This is a genomic window from Pseudomonas sp. UMAB-40, assembly GCF_900095275.1.
In the GTDB taxonomy this organism is placed as follows: domain Bacteria; phylum Pseudomonadota; class Gammaproteobacteria; order Pseudomonadales; family Pseudomonadaceae; genus Aquipseudomonas; species Aquipseudomonas mandelii_B.
Window position 1 is genome coordinate 327,582 of sequence record NZ_LT607551.1, and the last position, 14,768, is coordinate 342,349.

The window sequence follows — 14,768 nt, forward strand, 5'->3', positions numbered from 1 at the left end:
CCGTTTTTTTTTGCTTACGCAAATCCCGAGATGTTGAAGATCCCTTGTGGGAGCGAGCTTGCTCGCGATAGCGGTTGGTCATTCAAGATTGATGTCGACTGACCCGACGCTATCGCGAGCAAGCTCGCTCCCACAGGGGGTTAGGGTGGGTTTGGAAGAGATGTCTGTAGCCAAACAAACCGATTATTGAAGGAAAAATCCCTAAAAAAGTAGGGAAAATCTGATTTTCCTGTCCCTCCCTCAACACCCCTTGTCGCTCATGCAGAATCGCCCGCCCTCATTCTGCAGAGACACATCGGATGTTCGCTCCTGCCAATCAACCGCGTTTCACGTTGACGATCGACGGCGTCCAGATTGAGCTCAAGGTGCTTGAGTTCACTGGCACGGAAGCCATCAGCCAACCCTACCGCTTCGACCTGGAACTGGTCAGCGACCGGCCGGACATCGAGCTCGAAAGCCTGCTGCATCGTCAGGCCTTTCTGAGTTTCGATGCACAAGGTTGCGGCATACATGGTCAGATCTTTCGCGTCGGTCAAAGCGATTCCGGGAAACGTCTGACGGGCTACCAAATCAGTCTCGTACCGCGACTGGCCTACCTCAGTCAGCGCATCAACCAGCGGATCTTCCAGCACAAAAGCGTGCCGGCGATCATCGCGCAGGTCCTCAAGGACCATGGCATCCAGCGCGATGCCTTCGAATTTCAACTCGGCAGCGACTACTCGCCGCGCGAGTACTGCGTGCAATACGCCGAAAGCGACCTCGCGTTTATCCAGCGCCTGTGTGCCGAGATCGGCATTCATTACCACTTCCAGCACAGCCCCGACGGACATCTGCTGGTGTTCGGCGATGACCAGACGGTATTCCCGCGCCTGCCCGAGCCGACGCTGTACTTGCCGGGCAGTGGCATGGCGGTGGATGCGCCGGCCATCAAGCGTTTCAACGTGCGCCTGGAGACCCGCACCACGGCGGTCACCCGTCGCGATTACGACTTCCAGAAACCGCGTCTATCCCTTGAAAACCGGGTCGACAGCGAGCAGCGACCGGTGCTGGAGGATTACCACTTTCCCGGCCAATTCACTGACCGTGAGCATGGCAAACAGCTGACACAGCGAGCGCTGGAACGGCACAACGCAGACTTCCGTCAGGCCGAAGGTCGTGGCGACGATTCTGCCTTGGTCAGCGGACATTTCCTGCACCTCGCCGAGCACCCGCGTCAGGCGTGGAACGATCTGTGGCTGATCACCGGAATCGAACACCGTGGCCGACAACCGCAAGTGCTGGAAGAGTCGGCCTCCAGCGACGACCCGGATGATTTCCAAGGCTACCGCAATACCTTTCTGGCGACGCCGTGGGACGTTTCGTTTCGCCCACCGCTGGGGCCGGAAAAGCCCCGCATGCTCGGTTACCAACCGGCGGTGGTCACCGGCCCGGTCGACAGCGAAATCCATTGCGATGAGTTCGGTCGGGTCAAGGTCCAGCTCGCCTGGGACCGCGACGGTCAGCTCAACGAACATTCCAGTTGCTGGTTGCGGGTCGCCACGGGCTGGGCCCACGACCATTACGGCAGCGTATTGATCCCGCGAGTCGGCATGGAAGTGCTGGTGGGTTTCATCGACGCCGATGCCGACAAACCGCTGGTGATGGGTTGCCTGCCAAACGCCGCGACACCGGTGCCGCTGGATCTGCCCGCCGACAAGACCCGCAGTATTTTCCGCAGCCAAAGTAGTCCGGGTGGCGGCGGTTACAACGAGTTGCGCATCGAGGATCGCAAAGGCGCCGAGGAAATCTACCTGCGCGCCCAGAGAAACTGGACGCAGCACGTGTTGAACGATCAACAGGTGCAGGTCGACAACGCCCGCAGCATTGTCGTCACCGGCATGGCTCGCCATGAGTTGAAGGCTGACGAGCAGCGCATCACCCACGGCCAGCGCCAGGCCGAAGTGAAGCTCGACGATCACTTGGTTGTGGTCGGTGACCGGCACATTCGCGTGACCAGTCAGGCGCTCAACGCGAGTCAGCAATTCCATGTCAGCGCCGGTCAGCAAGTGGTCATCGATGGCGGTGCCAGCGCGACGATTCAGGCGGGCGGGCAGTGGATCAACATCGGTCCTGGTGGAATTTTCAGCAGCGTTCCGATTCAGGTCGGGGGCGCGTTGATGCCGTCTATGGCCGCTACGCCCGTGTCGCCAAATACGCCGTTGAAACTCGTCGCCGCCCCGGCCGCTCTGCTGAGCGCCGCGCAGATCATGAGCCTGCAAAGCGACGCGCCGTTCTGCGAAGAATGCGAGCGCTGCAAGGACGGTGTCTGTGCAGCCTGATCGCTTGTCACCTCGTGAATGGCTGGAACGGCAGCCACTGAAACCGTCGGAACAACTGTTTGCGATCTTCAGCAATGCCAGCACGGCTGAGCCGTTCAAAGCGTGGCGGCAGTCAGTCGCCGTTCAAGCGCCTAATCCGATCTGGGCCGACACCGCTTACGCCGAGTGGGAACCGGTCATGCCCTACGTCGGAATCGTCGCGGCTGAGGGTGAATTTCTGGAGTGGGTTGCCACGACTGAGTCTCGCGACTGGGGTTGGCTGGCGGTTTCTTCTGCGTCCAAAGAGGTGCTGATCGAGCATCTGCGCAGCCTCACTCAAGTGCTATTGCCCAACGGTAATGCGGTGTTTTTCCGCTTCTGGGATGGGCGTTATCTGTTGCCGATTCTTCAGTCTGCCGACGTAAACCCTACGCAATTAATGCCGGTGATTGACCGCTGTTTGATCAATGGGCAGCCGCTCGATATCGGTGGCAGTGCATTGAAAACCTCCCGGGTTTTTCCGTGGTGGGAAGTTTCCGAGCCGCTGCTCGAACACCTCGCCGCCGAGTCAGCGACAACCCGCATCAACAACTTGATCAAGTGGTTGAACGAGGACCGTCCTGATCTTTTTGAAGCGTTTTCTGAGCATGTGTTGCGGCACAAGGTGGTGATCTTTCTGCAAGCGCCTGACTTGCCTCAAGCACCGAAACAAGCCTTGGCTGATTACCTGATGGCGGAGCTGAACTGATGGATCAGATTGTGCGCATCGAGCAGGAGCTCGACGGATTTAAAGACACGTTGGTTTTGTATCGCGAGCAGCTTGGCGAATTCTTGGGTCGGAATGCGGACAGGGTCAGCCGGGCGATGGACATGCCTTCGCTGATGGATATGGAGCGGAAGATCAAACTGGGAAATACCAGTAAGTCCGTAAGCCAAAGTGACGATGATTTTTTCTCCAGTGTTGCGCAGTGCCCGGCAAATCGAATTCTTGAAATCGAAAGCAAGTTTGAGTCGGTCTACGACATTCCGTTGGGGAACATTTCGGTTGATGTGATTGCCATGGATGGGGGCAAGCGCACATCGGTGCCGCTTGATGAAAACGGTAAAGGACAGTTCGAAGGCACTTCCGGGAAGTTCTACCGCGTTCATGTCCAGAGTGAAGTCACTCCAGAGCAAATTGATGATCTTTTTTCCTCTTACGACGGCCTGACCACAGAGTTGGAGAGTTGGCTGCGCAAAGAGTGGGAGGGATTTAAACCGCAGTGGTCGCAGCAATCGGCGTCGGCATCGTTGGCCGCAGTGGGCAATGGAATGCTTGCGGGAGGTTGGGCGGCGATTCAGGAGGTTTGGGATGGCATTGGTGAAATTTCCGACATCCTGAAAGACCCCGGCGCCTTTGCCGAGAAGTTGGGTGAAAGCGCTGGCCAATTTGCCGAACTGGCCGAATCTGCCCCCGAATTGATGGAAAAAGCCATGTTGCTGGCCAGCGACGAGGCCGCGCTGTGTTTACTTATGCGCACCGCGATGTTGTGGCTAGAAGCATTGCCACCTTCGCAACTGGCCGGGTCCTCGGCCGAAGCCATCTCCAAGGTCGTCGTTGGTTTGGTCATCGACTTGTTGATTGGCTTGGTGCTGAGCGTGGTTGGGGTGGGCATTGCCTGGCTGACAGTAAGACTGGCCAAGTACAGCCCGCAGATTTTTCAGGCCGCCATGGACTTTGTGAAGTCGATGGTCACGATCATCAATAACTTCATGGAGTATGTCGACCGCTACAAAACAGTTGCTGCGCGCGGTGTAGCGGCGGGTCTCAAAAAAGGGCGCATGCAACTGCGTTGGGATGCCAAGCGCAACACCACGCTCAAGCAAAACGAGCACCACGACAACGTTCCGGATCAGTCAAAAAACCCCAACGGCGACAGCGCTGATTCCGTCGATAAAACCGCCACCAACAAATGCCCGGTCTCGATGGTCACCGGCGAAGAACTGCTGACCCTCACCGACGGTTCGCTGGACGGCATCCTGCCGTTCGACTTCACCCGGCTCTACCGCACCAGCGCTGCCGAAATCGATACCGGCCTCGGATTCGGCTGGAGCCATTCGTTATCCCATCGACTGGAAATCGACGGTGAAACGGTCATCTGGATCGACCACGAAAACCGTCGCACCACTTTTCCTCTGCCCAACAGCGAACGCCCGGCAATCCACAACAGTCTCTCGCGCGCCGCGATTTATCTGGGTAACGAACCCGAAGAGTTGATCCTCGCCCAGGCCGGCGAAGAAGCACGTTTCTACCATTTTCATAATGGTTTTCTCACAACCATCAGCGACGCTTACAACAACCGCCTGCGCATCACCCGCGACCGCCATGGTCGCATCCAGCGCCTCGACAACGGCGCCGGCCGCGCCTTGCTATTACGTTATGAGCGCAGCCATCTGGTCGCCGTCGACTATCAGGTTTTTGTCCCCGCCCAGACCCTCGAAGAAGCCTGGCAGACCGAGCAAACACTGGTCTGTTACCGCTACGACGAACGCGCCCGACTCATCGAAGCCACCAACGCCGCCGATGAAAGCGAGCGCTACGACTACGACGATCAGCACGTCATCCTGCAGCGGCAACTGGCCGGTGGGGCGAGTTTCTTCTGGGAGTGGGAAAGGTCCGGCAAGTCCGCCCGATGCATCCGCCACTGGGCGTCGTTTGCGCAGATGGACGCGCGGTATATCTGGGATGACGAGGGCAGGGTCACCGTCCACAACATCGACGGCAGCGAAGAGGTTTACGTCCACGACGAGCGAGCGCGGCTGGTGCGCAAGGTCGAGCTGGACGGTGGCGAACAGCTCAAGGCTTACGACGATCAAGGCCGGTTGATTGCCGAACAAGACCCGCTCGGCGCTGTCACCGAATACCGCTACGACGAAGTCGGACGGCTGGTCGCGCTGATTCCACCGCAAGACGAACCAACGTCCTACGAGTACCGCAACGGTTTCCTGCACGCACGCTATCGCGGCAAAGCCGTGTGGAAGTATCAGCGCAATGCCCAGGGTGACATCACCGAAGCGACCGACCCCGACGGCCACGTCACCCACTATCACTACGACGAAAAAGGTCAGCTGCTGTCGATCCGCTACCCGGACACCAGTCGGCATGTGTTCGTCTGGAATGGCCTGGGGCAACTGGTCGAAGAGACACTGCCGGACGGTGGCGTACGGCGGTTTTCCTACGATGCGCTAGGGCGGCAGATTACCCGGCAGGACGAACACGGCGCGATCACCAAGTCCCGGTGGGATGCCATCGGCCGACTGATTCAGACGACGCTTCCTACAGGCGCCAGTCGCGCCTTCAGCTACAACGCCTACGGAAAAATCACCGCCGAACGCGATGAACTCGGCCGGGTCACGCGCTACGAATACGTCGACGATCTGCACCTGGTCAGCCGCCGCCTCAATGCCGACGGCACCCAGCTGAATTATCGCTACGACAACGCGCAGCTGCTTCTGACCGAGATCGAAAACGAATCCGGCGAAAAGTATCAGCTGGACTACACACCCAACGGATTGATCCGACAGGAAACCGGCTTCGACGGGCAACGCACGGCGTACGCCTACGACCTTAACGGCCACCTGCTGGAAAAAACCGAGTTCGGCGACGACGGTTCGCAGCTCGTCACCGCTTATGAACGAGACTCGGCAGGGCGGTTGCTGGTCAAAACGCTGCCCGACGGCATCAAGGTCGAATACCGCTACGACAGCCTCGGCCGCCTGATCGGCGTCGACGACGGCCACGACCAGCCGCTGGAATTTGAGTACGACCAACAAGACAGGCTGATCACCGAGCATCAAGGCTGGGGCACGCTGCGTTATGGCTACGACGCCTGCGGCCAGCTCAATCGCCTGCGCCTGCCGGACGGCAGCAGACTCGATTACCACCACGCCAAGGGCGGCGCGCTAACGGCCATCGACCTCAACGGTGCGCGACTCACCAGCCACCAATTCGTGTTCGGTCGCGAGCAACAACGCCAACAAGGTCAACTGCTTAGCGAATATGCCTACGACGATCAGGGCCGATTGAAGGCCCATGCTGTCAGTCAACAGCACCAAACACAGTATCGCCGCGACTATGCCTACAGCGCCAACGGCAATCTCGACAGCATCGCCGACACCCGTCATGGCCAACGCAACTACCAATACGACCCGCTCAACCGCCTGACTCGCGTCCGCCACACCCACGACGACCCACCGGAAACCTTCGCCCACGACCCCGCCGGCAACCTGCTGATGCAGGACCGGCCCGGATTGGCGACCGTTAAAGGCAATCGCCTGCTGATGCAGGGCGACCGGCATTACGACTACGACGCCTTCGGCAATCTGGTACGTGAGCGCCGCGGCACCGCGCAAAAACTCGTCACCGAATACCGCTACGACTGCCAGCACCGATTAGTCGGCGTCACAACCCCGGACGGCCGCTGCTCAAGTTACCGCTACGACGCCTTCGGCCGCCGCATCGCCAAAACCGTCGACGGCCAAACCACCGAGTTCTTCTGGCAAGGCGACAACCTCATCGCCGAAAGCAGCCGCGAACACTACCGCAGCTACGTCTACGAACCCGGCAGCTTCCGCCCGCTGGCGATGCTCGACGGCAAAGGCCCACGCAAAGCCTGCCCGTTCTACTACCAACTCGACCAACTCGACCACCTCGGCACACCGCAGGAACTGACCGATTTTGGTGGCGAGATCGTCTGGTCAGCGAAGTACAACGCCTACGGCAAAGTCACGCAGCAGGCGTTCGGCGGGGGCGAGCAGCTTGAGCAACCGTTGCGGTTTCAGGGGCAGTACTTTGATGTTGAGAGCGGCCTGCACTACAACCGGCATCGGTACTATGATCCGGTGGTTGGACGGTACCTGACGCCGGACCCGGTGAAGTTGGCGGGTGGGCTGAACCAGTATCAGTACACGCCGAATCCGACGGGGTGGGTTGATCTGTTGGGGTTGGCATGTCTACCTTGCCCCGGTGATCCCGAAGGACCGTTTAGCGTAATTGTTCCGGGCGGTGGTTTGGCCGCACACGAAGCTCAGGGAGGTCATCTCATTGCGAAACATGTTGATCGGACTGAAGCCCAGTTGCGAGAAAGGCTTAGGGAAGAGCCACATATACCAATTGCATCGACATTTCCTAATCAAACTCTCGCGGAAGCCACAGTTTCAAGCGTCATGGATAGAAATAAAACACTAATCGATGATTTTATGAAAGGTAATGCGCGCATGCTCGTTATTACACAACCAATGTCGGCGCCGGTAGGTGTTGGAGTTATTCGACGCAGTGGAAATCTTGAGCCTCTATCTGTCGTAAAGCTAATACTTAAGAGAACTACCAACTCGCCGTCCGGCTACATCATATACACGGGGTATGCAAGTGATCGATAATTCGTTTTCGCAGCTTTACCAATTCTTGGGAGCCTATTTTCATGAAGACTGGATGTGTGAATTTCACGCAGCGGATGATGTTGTTAGATCTTTCTTGTCTGAATCAACAGTCGAGACAATTTCGGTTGTAAAAAATGAAATTGCTGCTCTGCTCAAGAGGCAGATGACCGAGATAGAGTTGCGAGAGTTTTTGCTCAAAAAGATGAGCTGCTGCTACTGCTACTGGCACGAATGGGAATCGGGAGAAGTATGGCTTAGTCATCTTATTGATATTTTTGGTGAGTAAAAAATATCCCAAGGCGCTCGTTTTTTTGCTGTGTACTTTCATGGGGCAAAGAGGGGCTGCAAAGTGGGCGGATTTATTTCTTGCTGGCTTCGAAGGTGTTGTTATAACGCAACAAATAAATCCGTCCCCTTTTGGGTCCTAGCTAGTAACGAATAACTTAATTTCCGGTTGCGCGAGCAGCCATACTATGGAAGGTGTTGTCGTGGTTGGTGTATTTAAAATAATCCGAATTTTTTCGGTTTTTATAGCAATTTTATTTGTTAATAGTGTCTACGCTAGCCAGTCTGGCGACCTTTTGGTCGCGATGGAAGCTGGAAAGTGTGTTCCCCAGGCAGAGCAACTTCACAAGATGGCGTTGGCGGGTGACGCTTTGAGCCAGTTGGCTTTCGGACAGGCGGCAAACAAAAATCTCTGCAGAGTAGTAGAACTGGGGAAGGAGTTTTCTTTTTATTGGTATCGAAAATCTGCTGAACAGGGAAATTCTATAGCACAGGCTGCGCTTGGGACTTACCTTGCGACGTCCGGGATCCGTAAAGACGAGGAAGAGTCGTTGATATGGTATCAACGAGCTGCTGACCAAGATAATGCGGATGGGAAGTTTGGTTTGGCTCAATTATATGGTCGACATAGAGCATGGTCAAAAATAATACCTCATAATAATGAGTTGGCATTGAAGCTTTATCACGAAGCGGCGTCTCAAGATCATGAGTTATCATATTTTGTTCTGTCTCAAATTTACGATAAAGGAAGTAACGGTGTAGAAAAAGACGATGCGGTAGCCGCGTATTGGTATCGTAAGTCTGCCGATAGTGGTAGTGCTTTCGCTCAGGGTCAATTGGCAAAAATGTTTCAAGAGGGGCGTGGTGTTGATCAAAGTAATGAGGAGGCGAGACGTTGGTATGGCAAATCTGCAGCTCTGGGTAATACATATGCTCAAACAAGTTTGGCAAAAATGTACCGTGACGGGAGCGGAGGAATTAAAGATGAAGGCAAGGCGCTGCAATTGTTTTTAAAATCCGCTGAGGAGGGCGAGTCTAATGCGCAGTTTGAACTGGGAAGGATTTACTTGTTAGGCTTAAGTGGTGTTCCGCAGAATAGAAGCAAGGCAGAGTACTGGTTCGCAAAGTCAGCGGAGAAGTGGCACTCTTTGGCGATAAAAGAGCTTGAGAGTTTTCGATAAAAAGGTGGTTTCATTGGTGTGGCAGTAGTGGTGCTAGCGTGATTTGTGCTTGTATGATATTTCCTACGCAGATGAGGAAAGTGGTAGTTTAAATCCAGAAAGGATAAATAATAGCTGGAATTTGGCGGGAGTAGGCGCAAAGCGAATTTCTGGACAAGCTCATCGGAAGTTTCCTTCAATTCGTATCGGTTTCCATGAACTGGTGCGAAATATGTTCCAGCGATAGTCTCTGGTGGTCACTGAAAACTCAGTGGCAGGGTGTAGGAACCCTTCAAGACTAGAGAGGACGCTTCGGCGTCGACACCTGAATTGCGGCCATCGACATGCGTCCGTAAGATCAGTTGCGGCGGCTGTGCGCGGGCACGCTTCGGTGTGGTCGAGTTCTCTGGTCTCGATATTCCTACCCCGCGTATAGCTGCCACCCAAGCCTGTAGGAAGGCCGATGGTAGCGCCCATTACTACCAGAGGTTTCAATAATGAAAAATCTTCACCCCGATCCACCCTACGAAAAGCCTATTCCCCACCCCAAAAGCCGCTTCATGGCCCTCACCAGCAACTGCACCGACATGCCCACGCTGTTCGTCGATACCCACGCGCCGCTCGATGCTTTATACGACGCTGCCAACTATCGAATTCGCGCCGTCACGCAGGTGCTGGAGAACATGTCGATGCGCGGTTCGGTTGAGTGTGAGTCGTTCATTCTTAGTGATTTTGCGTTGCTGTGTGCCATTCCGTTGCGGGATGGGTGTGATGTGCTGGATGTAGTGGGGCGACGGTTGAGGGCTCGGCCTTCGGACTAAGGGCAGGATGTGGCGAGGTTGGCTGGGATGTTTTGGGGTTGCTGCGCAGCCCAACCGGGGCAAGCCCCCTCGCCACAGGCTCTTGGATTGACGTGAGATTGCGTGTCGGCAGTTGCCCGCTCAGCCGCGAACCCCTGACGTTCGCCTCGGTACAAGGTAAACTTCCCGCCCTTCGCAGGAGCAATCATGAATTATCGTCACGCCTTCCATGCCGGCAATCACGCCGATGTGTTCAAACACCTGACTTTGACCCGCCTCATCGCCCTGATGTCGCGCAAGGAGCAGCCGTTTGCCTATCTCGACACTCACGCCGGCATTGGTCTGTATGACTTGCAGGGTGATCAGGCGAGCCGTACCGGTGAGTACCTGGAAGGCATCGCGCGGTTGTGGGATCAGCCGGATTTGCCGGAACTGACTGCCGATTACATGAAGGTGTTGCACGACATGAACCCGGATGGCCAGTTGCGCTATTACCCGGGGTCGCCGGAGTTGGCGCGGCGTCTGACGCGGCCGCAGGATCGGGTGATGCTCAACGAGAAACACCCGGAGGACGGTGTGTTGCTCAAGGACAACATGGCCGGCGACCGTCGGGTGAAGGTGCATCTGGGCGAAGGCTGGCATGTGCCGCGTGCGATGTTGCCGGTGCAGGAGAAGCGGGCGGTGATGTTGATTGATCCGCCGTTCGAGCAGCTCGATGAGATGCAGCGATGTGCGGCATCGCTGAAAGAGGCGATTGGCCGGATGCGCCAAACCGTGGCGGCGATCTGGTACCCGGTGAAGGACCAGCGCCTGTTGCGGCGGTTCTATCAGGATCTGGCGGGGACGGGCGCGCCGAAGTTGTTGCGCGTGGAGTTGCTGGTGCATCCGCTGGATACGCCGAACAGTCTGAACGGGTCCGGGTTGGCGATTGCGAATCCGCCGTGGGGGCTGGAAGAGGAATTGCGTGAGTTGCTGCCGTGGTTGTCCAAGAAGCTTGAGCAGACCCAGGGTGGGTGGCAGATGGATTGGTTGATTGCTGAGAGTTAATCAATTGCATGAGTGGCGTCTGATAGGACGCCATCGCGGGCAAGCCCGCTCCCACAGGGATTTATGTCGATCCCAAAAATGGGGTCAAACATAAAACCTGTGGGAGCGGGCTTGCCCGCGATGCTTTCAGGGCTCGAAAATCAGATCGGGCAGGTAACGCCCGTACCGCCAATCCCGCAATACCCTTCAGGGTTCTTCGCCAGGTACTGCTGGTGATAGGCCTCGGCGAAGTAGACCGTCGGGGCTTCGTCGATCTCAGTGGTGATTTCGCCTTTCCCAGCCTTGGTCAACTCAGCCTGGAACACGTCCTTGCTGTGCCTGGCCGCTTCCAGCTGCGTCGGGTTGGTCGCATAGATCACCGAGCGATATTGAGTGCCGATGTCGTTGCCCTGACGCATGCCTTGCGTCGGGTTGTGCAACTCCCAGAACATTTTCAGCAGTTCTTCATAGCTGACTTTTGCCGGTTCGTAGACCACCAGCACCACTTCGCTGTGGCCGGTCAGGCCCGAGCAGACTTCTTCATAGGTCGGGTTCGGCGTAAAACCGCCGGCATAACCCACTACCGTGCTGACCACGCCTTCACGTTGCCAGAACCTGCGTTCCGCACCCCAGAAGCAGCCCAGGCCGAAGATCGCGAAATCCACGTCCATCGCGAACGGGCCCAGCAGCGGGGCGTCGTGGACGAAGTGCTTTTCCGGCAGGTTCATTGGGGTTTCACGGCCGGGCAGAGCTTGTTCTTTGGTAGGAAGCACGTTTTTGTTCACCAGGATTTCCGAGCGCAAGACCATCATCAGTCCCCTCAGTCAGGTTGAATGTAAATTGTCAGACACGCAGTTTGCCCAATGCTGGCCGGTTACGCACTACCCGTGTGCCCCTGTGGGAGCGAGCTTGCTCGCGATAGCGGTGGATCAGGGATATGGATGCTGGCTGACACGCCGCCATCGCGAGCAAGCTCGCTCCCACAGGGATTGGGGGTGCTCCACAGGGATTTTGCGGTGTTATGTCAGACGAGCGGGCCGCGCGGGTAGCGCTTGAGTTTTTCGATCAGCTCGGCGCCGGGGATCGGGCGGTCGAACAGGTAGCCCTGGCCGACGTCGCAGCGGTGACGCCGCAAAAACGCAAGCTGCTCGGCGGTCTCGATGCCTTCCGCCACGACCTTGAGTTTCAAGTTGTGGGCCATGGCGATCACGGCGGAGGTGATTTCCATGTCGTCCTGGTTGTCCGGGATTTCGTGGATGAAGCTGCGATCGATCTTGATGATGTCGATCGGGAATTTTTTCAGGTAACTGAGCGACGAGTAACCGGTGCCGAAGTCGTCCATGGCCAGGGTCAGGCCCAGGCGCTTGAGCTGATCGAGCTGCAAGTGGGTGTCTTCGGTGGCTTCCAGCAGCAGGCCTTCGGTCAGCTCAAGTTCCAGCAGGTTCGCTGGCAGCGCTTCTTCCTTGAGGATGTTGGCGATGGACGCCACCAGGTCCGGGTCGGAGAACTGCTTGGGCGACAAGTTGATCGCCACCTGAAGATTGCCCAGGCCGGCGGCGGTGAGGTCTTTGCTCATGCGGCAGGCCTGGCGGGCGATCCATTTGCCGATGGGGATGATCAAGCCGGTTTCTTCGGCGACGCTGATGAACTGGTCCGGGCGGATCATGCCTTTTTCCGGGTGGTTCCAGCGCAGCAGGGCTTCCATGCCCAGCAGGCGACCGCTGCGCAGGCACAATTTGGGCTGATAGAACACGTCCAGCTCGTTCTGGGTCAGGGCGCGGCGCAGGTTGTTTTCCACGAACAGCTTGTAGCTGGCCTCGGCATTCAATGCCTCCGTAAATACCTGGACCTGGTGTTTGCCGTTGGCCTTGGCCTTGTGCAGTGCCAGGCCGGCGTTGCGCATCAACGTCTGTGGATCGCGACCGTGCAGCGGCGCGCAGGCCAGGCCCACGGAGCCGGTGACGCTGATCAACTGGTTGTCGACGAACATCGGCTTGTCGAGGGTCGCCAGCAATTGGTTGGCGACTTGCTGACCCACCGCGAGGTCGGTGTTGTCGAGCAGTACGGCGAATTCGTTACTGGCAAACCGCGCCAGGCTGCCACTCGGGCTCAAGCTGTTGCGCAGGCGCCGGGCCAGGCTGATCAGCAGTTTGTCGCCGGTCTGGTGGCCGAGGCTGTCGTTGATGCGCTTGAAGTTGTCGATGTCCACCAGCAGCAGGCTGATCGGCGTATCGCTGTCCCGAGCGAAGCGTTCGTCGAGGTTGCGGATGAACGCCGGGCGGTTGCCCAGGTTGGTCAGGTTGTCGGTGTAGGCCAGGCGCTCGATGCGCTGCTGGGCGAGCTTGGTCTGGGTGATGTCTTCGTAGATGCCGATGTAATGCGTCAGCTCGCGGTTGTCGCCGTAGACCTTGGAGATCGACAACTGGCCCCAGTAGGGTTCGAGGTTTTTACGGCGGCTCTTGAACTCGCCCTGCCAGCTGTTGCTTTTGGCCAGCGCCGAGGGCGCGTCGAACAGCAGCTCGCTGAGGTTTTCCAGGGCCGGCAGTTCCGACAGCCGCTGGCCGTGGACTTCTTCGGTGCTGTACTGGGTGATCGCCGTGAAGCTCGGGTTGACGTATTCCACCACGCCATCGCAATTGACCAGCAAAAAGGCGTTGGCGCTTTGCTCGACCGCACGCTGGAACAGATGCAAGGCACTCGTGGCGGTACGGCGGTTGTGGTTGTTGATGACTTGGGCGAACTGATCGGCCAGTTCGCCAGCGAAGGCGATTTCGTCCGACTGCCAGGCGCGGGTCGCGCCGGTCTGTTCCAGGCACAGCACGCCGACCACCTGGCCGTCGACGCGGATACTGGCGTCGAGCATCGCGTTCACATCGCGCGGGCGCAGGTGTTCGGCCATTTCCCGGGTACGCGGGTCGCGCATGGCGTTGTGCGCATCGATAGCGCGGCTGCTGTGCAAGGCGTCCAGGTAACCCGGGAAGCCGCTGACGTCGATCGGATCCGGCAGTTGATAATCCCCGGAGGCTCGGTGATAGGCCGAGATCGGCACCAGCAGCGAGCCGTCGAGGTTCCACAGGCTCGCGCAGTCGATTTCGTAGATATCGCAGGCGCATCGGGTGATCAGTTCGGCGGCTTCTTGTAGGGAATTGTTGGAGCTGTAGCGCTGACGGGTCAGCAGCAGGATCAAGTCTTGCTGGGCGCGGACCCGATCCAGATGCTGCAGTTGCTCAAGCTGGGCGCGCTGATTGAGTTCCAGCGCGATTTGCAGGCGCGAGTTCTGGGTTTCCAGGTCCAGCGACGGCAACAGTGCTTCACCCTCGAACAAGCCGTCCACGACCATCAGGTAGCCGCGCAGCAGGTGTCGATTGTGTTGTCGGTAGGCTTCGCCCAGTTCGAGCAGACTCAGGGAGCCTTTGGCGGTGTGCAGGTTGTAGCGGATCAGGTAATGCGGGCTGTCGCTGAGTTGCTGCTGAATCGCGTCGTGCAGTTGATAGCGCGCTTCGGGCTCCATCAGACTGGCGTAAGGTGAGTCGACCAGGGCACAAAGCTCCACGGCCGGCAGACCAAACTGTCGTTCGCAATTGGGATCGAGAAACAGGAGTGCCCAGCTAGCTTCATTCAGCCGTTCGAAACGCAGCATGCCGAGCCGCGAGGGCACAGGCAATTGCGTCACTACCTCGGCCACCATACGGCTGGCGGCATCGGGTTGGCTTTTCATGAGGGAAACTCGCTTCGAATATGCTGATCGCGCCGGGCTCTCGCCCTCTTTACTGTTGTCTGCG

Annotated in this window: 9 protein-coding genes; 7 read left to right on the forward strand and 2 right to left on the reverse strand. The window is 57.6% G+C overall.

Annotated elements, in window-relative coordinates; genetic code table 11:
* The first annotated feature begins 299 nt into the window (after positions 1 to 299).
* The 7 genes from K0F88_RS01520 (at position 300) to K0F88_RS01550 (ending at position 11,007) form a co-directional block, all read left to right on the forward strand.
* Positions 300 to 2,318, forward strand: a complete 2,019-nt coding sequence (locus tag K0F88_RS01520) for a type VI secretion system tip protein VgrG (protein WP_219093482.1) — start codon at positions 300 to 302, stop codon at positions 2,316 to 2,318.
* Positions 2,308 to 3,045: a DUF4123 domain-containing protein gene (locus K0F88_RS01525; protein ID WP_219093484.1), complete on the forward strand. Its 738-nt coding sequence runs from the start codon at positions 2,308 to 2,310 to the stop codon at positions 3,043 to 3,045. Before K0F88_RS01520 ends, K0F88_RS01525 begins: the two co-directional genes overlap by 11 nt.
* The gene (locus K0F88_RS01530) at positions 3,045 to 7,715 is read left to right on the forward strand and encodes an RHS repeat protein (protein WP_219093486.1); all 4,671 of its coding nucleotides are present in this window, start codon (positions 3,045 to 3,047) and stop codon (positions 7,713 to 7,715) included. Before K0F88_RS01525 ends, K0F88_RS01530 begins: the two co-directional genes overlap by 1 nt.
* Positions 7,705 to 8,001, forward strand: a complete 297-nt coding sequence (locus K0F88_RS01535; protein WP_219093489.1) for a contact-dependent growth inhibition system immunity protein — start codon at positions 7,705 to 7,707, stop codon at positions 7,999 to 8,001. The genes K0F88_RS01530 and K0F88_RS01535 overlap by 11 nt, the downstream gene beginning before the upstream one ends.
* 187 nt (positions 8,002 to 8,188) lie before the next feature.
* Positions 8,189 to 9,181: a tetratricopeptide repeat protein gene (locus tag K0F88_RS01540; protein ID WP_219093492.1), complete on the forward strand. Its 993-nt coding sequence runs from the start codon at positions 8,189 to 8,191 to the stop codon at positions 9,179 to 9,181.
* A 476-nt stretch (positions 9,182 to 9,657) separates the two neighbouring features.
* Positions 9,658 to 9,981 (forward strand): hypothetical protein, encoded by a 324-nt coding sequence (locus tag K0F88_RS01545; protein ID WP_094469472.1) that lies wholly within the window; start codon positions 9,658 to 9,660, stop codon positions 9,979 to 9,981.
* Between the two features lie 186 nt (positions 9,982 to 10,167).
* On the forward strand, positions 10,168 to 11,007 hold the full coding sequence (locus K0F88_RS01550; RefSeq protein WP_219093494.1) for a 23S rRNA (adenine(2030)-N(6))-methyltransferase RlmJ: 840 nt from the start codon (positions 10,168 to 10,170) through the stop codon (positions 11,005 to 11,007).
* 140 nt (positions 11,008 to 11,147) lie between these two features.
* Here K0F88_RS01550 and msrA read toward each other — a convergent pair whose 3' ends face one another.
* Positions 11,148 to 11,795 (reverse strand): peptide-methionine (S)-S-oxide reductase MsrA, encoded by a 648-nt coding sequence (msrA, locus tag K0F88_RS01555; RefSeq protein WP_219093854.1) that lies wholly within the window; start codon positions 11,793 to 11,795, stop codon positions 11,148 to 11,150.
* A gap of 215 nt (positions 11,796 to 12,010) precedes the next feature.
* Positions 12,011 to 14,704 carry a GGDEF and EAL domain-containing protein gene (locus K0F88_RS01560; RefSeq protein ID WP_219093496.1) on the reverse strand — a complete coding sequence of 898 codons (2,694 nt, stop codon included), beginning with the start codon at positions 14,702 to 14,704 and terminating at the stop codon, positions 12,011 to 12,013.
* Positions 14,705 to 14,768: the final 64 nt, after the last annotated feature.

What these genes read in the sequence shown, in the direction of transcription:
- K0F88_RS01520 (WP_219093482.1), top strand. Translation starts at nt 300, where the DNA reads ATGTTCGCTCCTGCCAATCAACCGCGTTTCACGTTGACGATCGACGGC.
- K0F88_RS01530 (WP_219093486.1), top strand. Translation starts at nt 3,045, where the DNA reads ATGGATCAGATTGTGCGCATCGAGCAGGAGCTCGACGGATTTAAAGAC.
- K0F88_RS01540 (WP_219093492.1), top strand. Translation starts at nt 8,189, where the DNA reads ATGGAAGGTGTTGTCGTGGTTGGTGTATTTAAAATAATCCGAATTTTT.
- K0F88_RS01545 (WP_094469472.1), top strand. Translation starts at nt 9,658, where the DNA reads ATGAAAAATCTTCACCCCGATCCACCCTACGAAAAGCCTATTCCCCAC.
- K0F88_RS01550 (WP_219093494.1), top strand. Translation starts at nt 10,168, where the DNA reads ATGAATTATCGTCACGCCTTCCATGCCGGCAATCACGCCGATGTGTTC.
- msrA (WP_219093854.1), bottom strand. Translation starts at nt 11,795, where the DNA reads ATGGTCTTGCGCTCGGAAATCCTGGTGAACAAAAACGTGCTTCCTACC.
- K0F88_RS01560 (WP_219093496.1), bottom strand. Translation starts at nt 14,704, where the DNA reads ATGAAAAGCCAACCCGATGCCGCCAGCCGTATGGTGGCCGAGGTAGTG.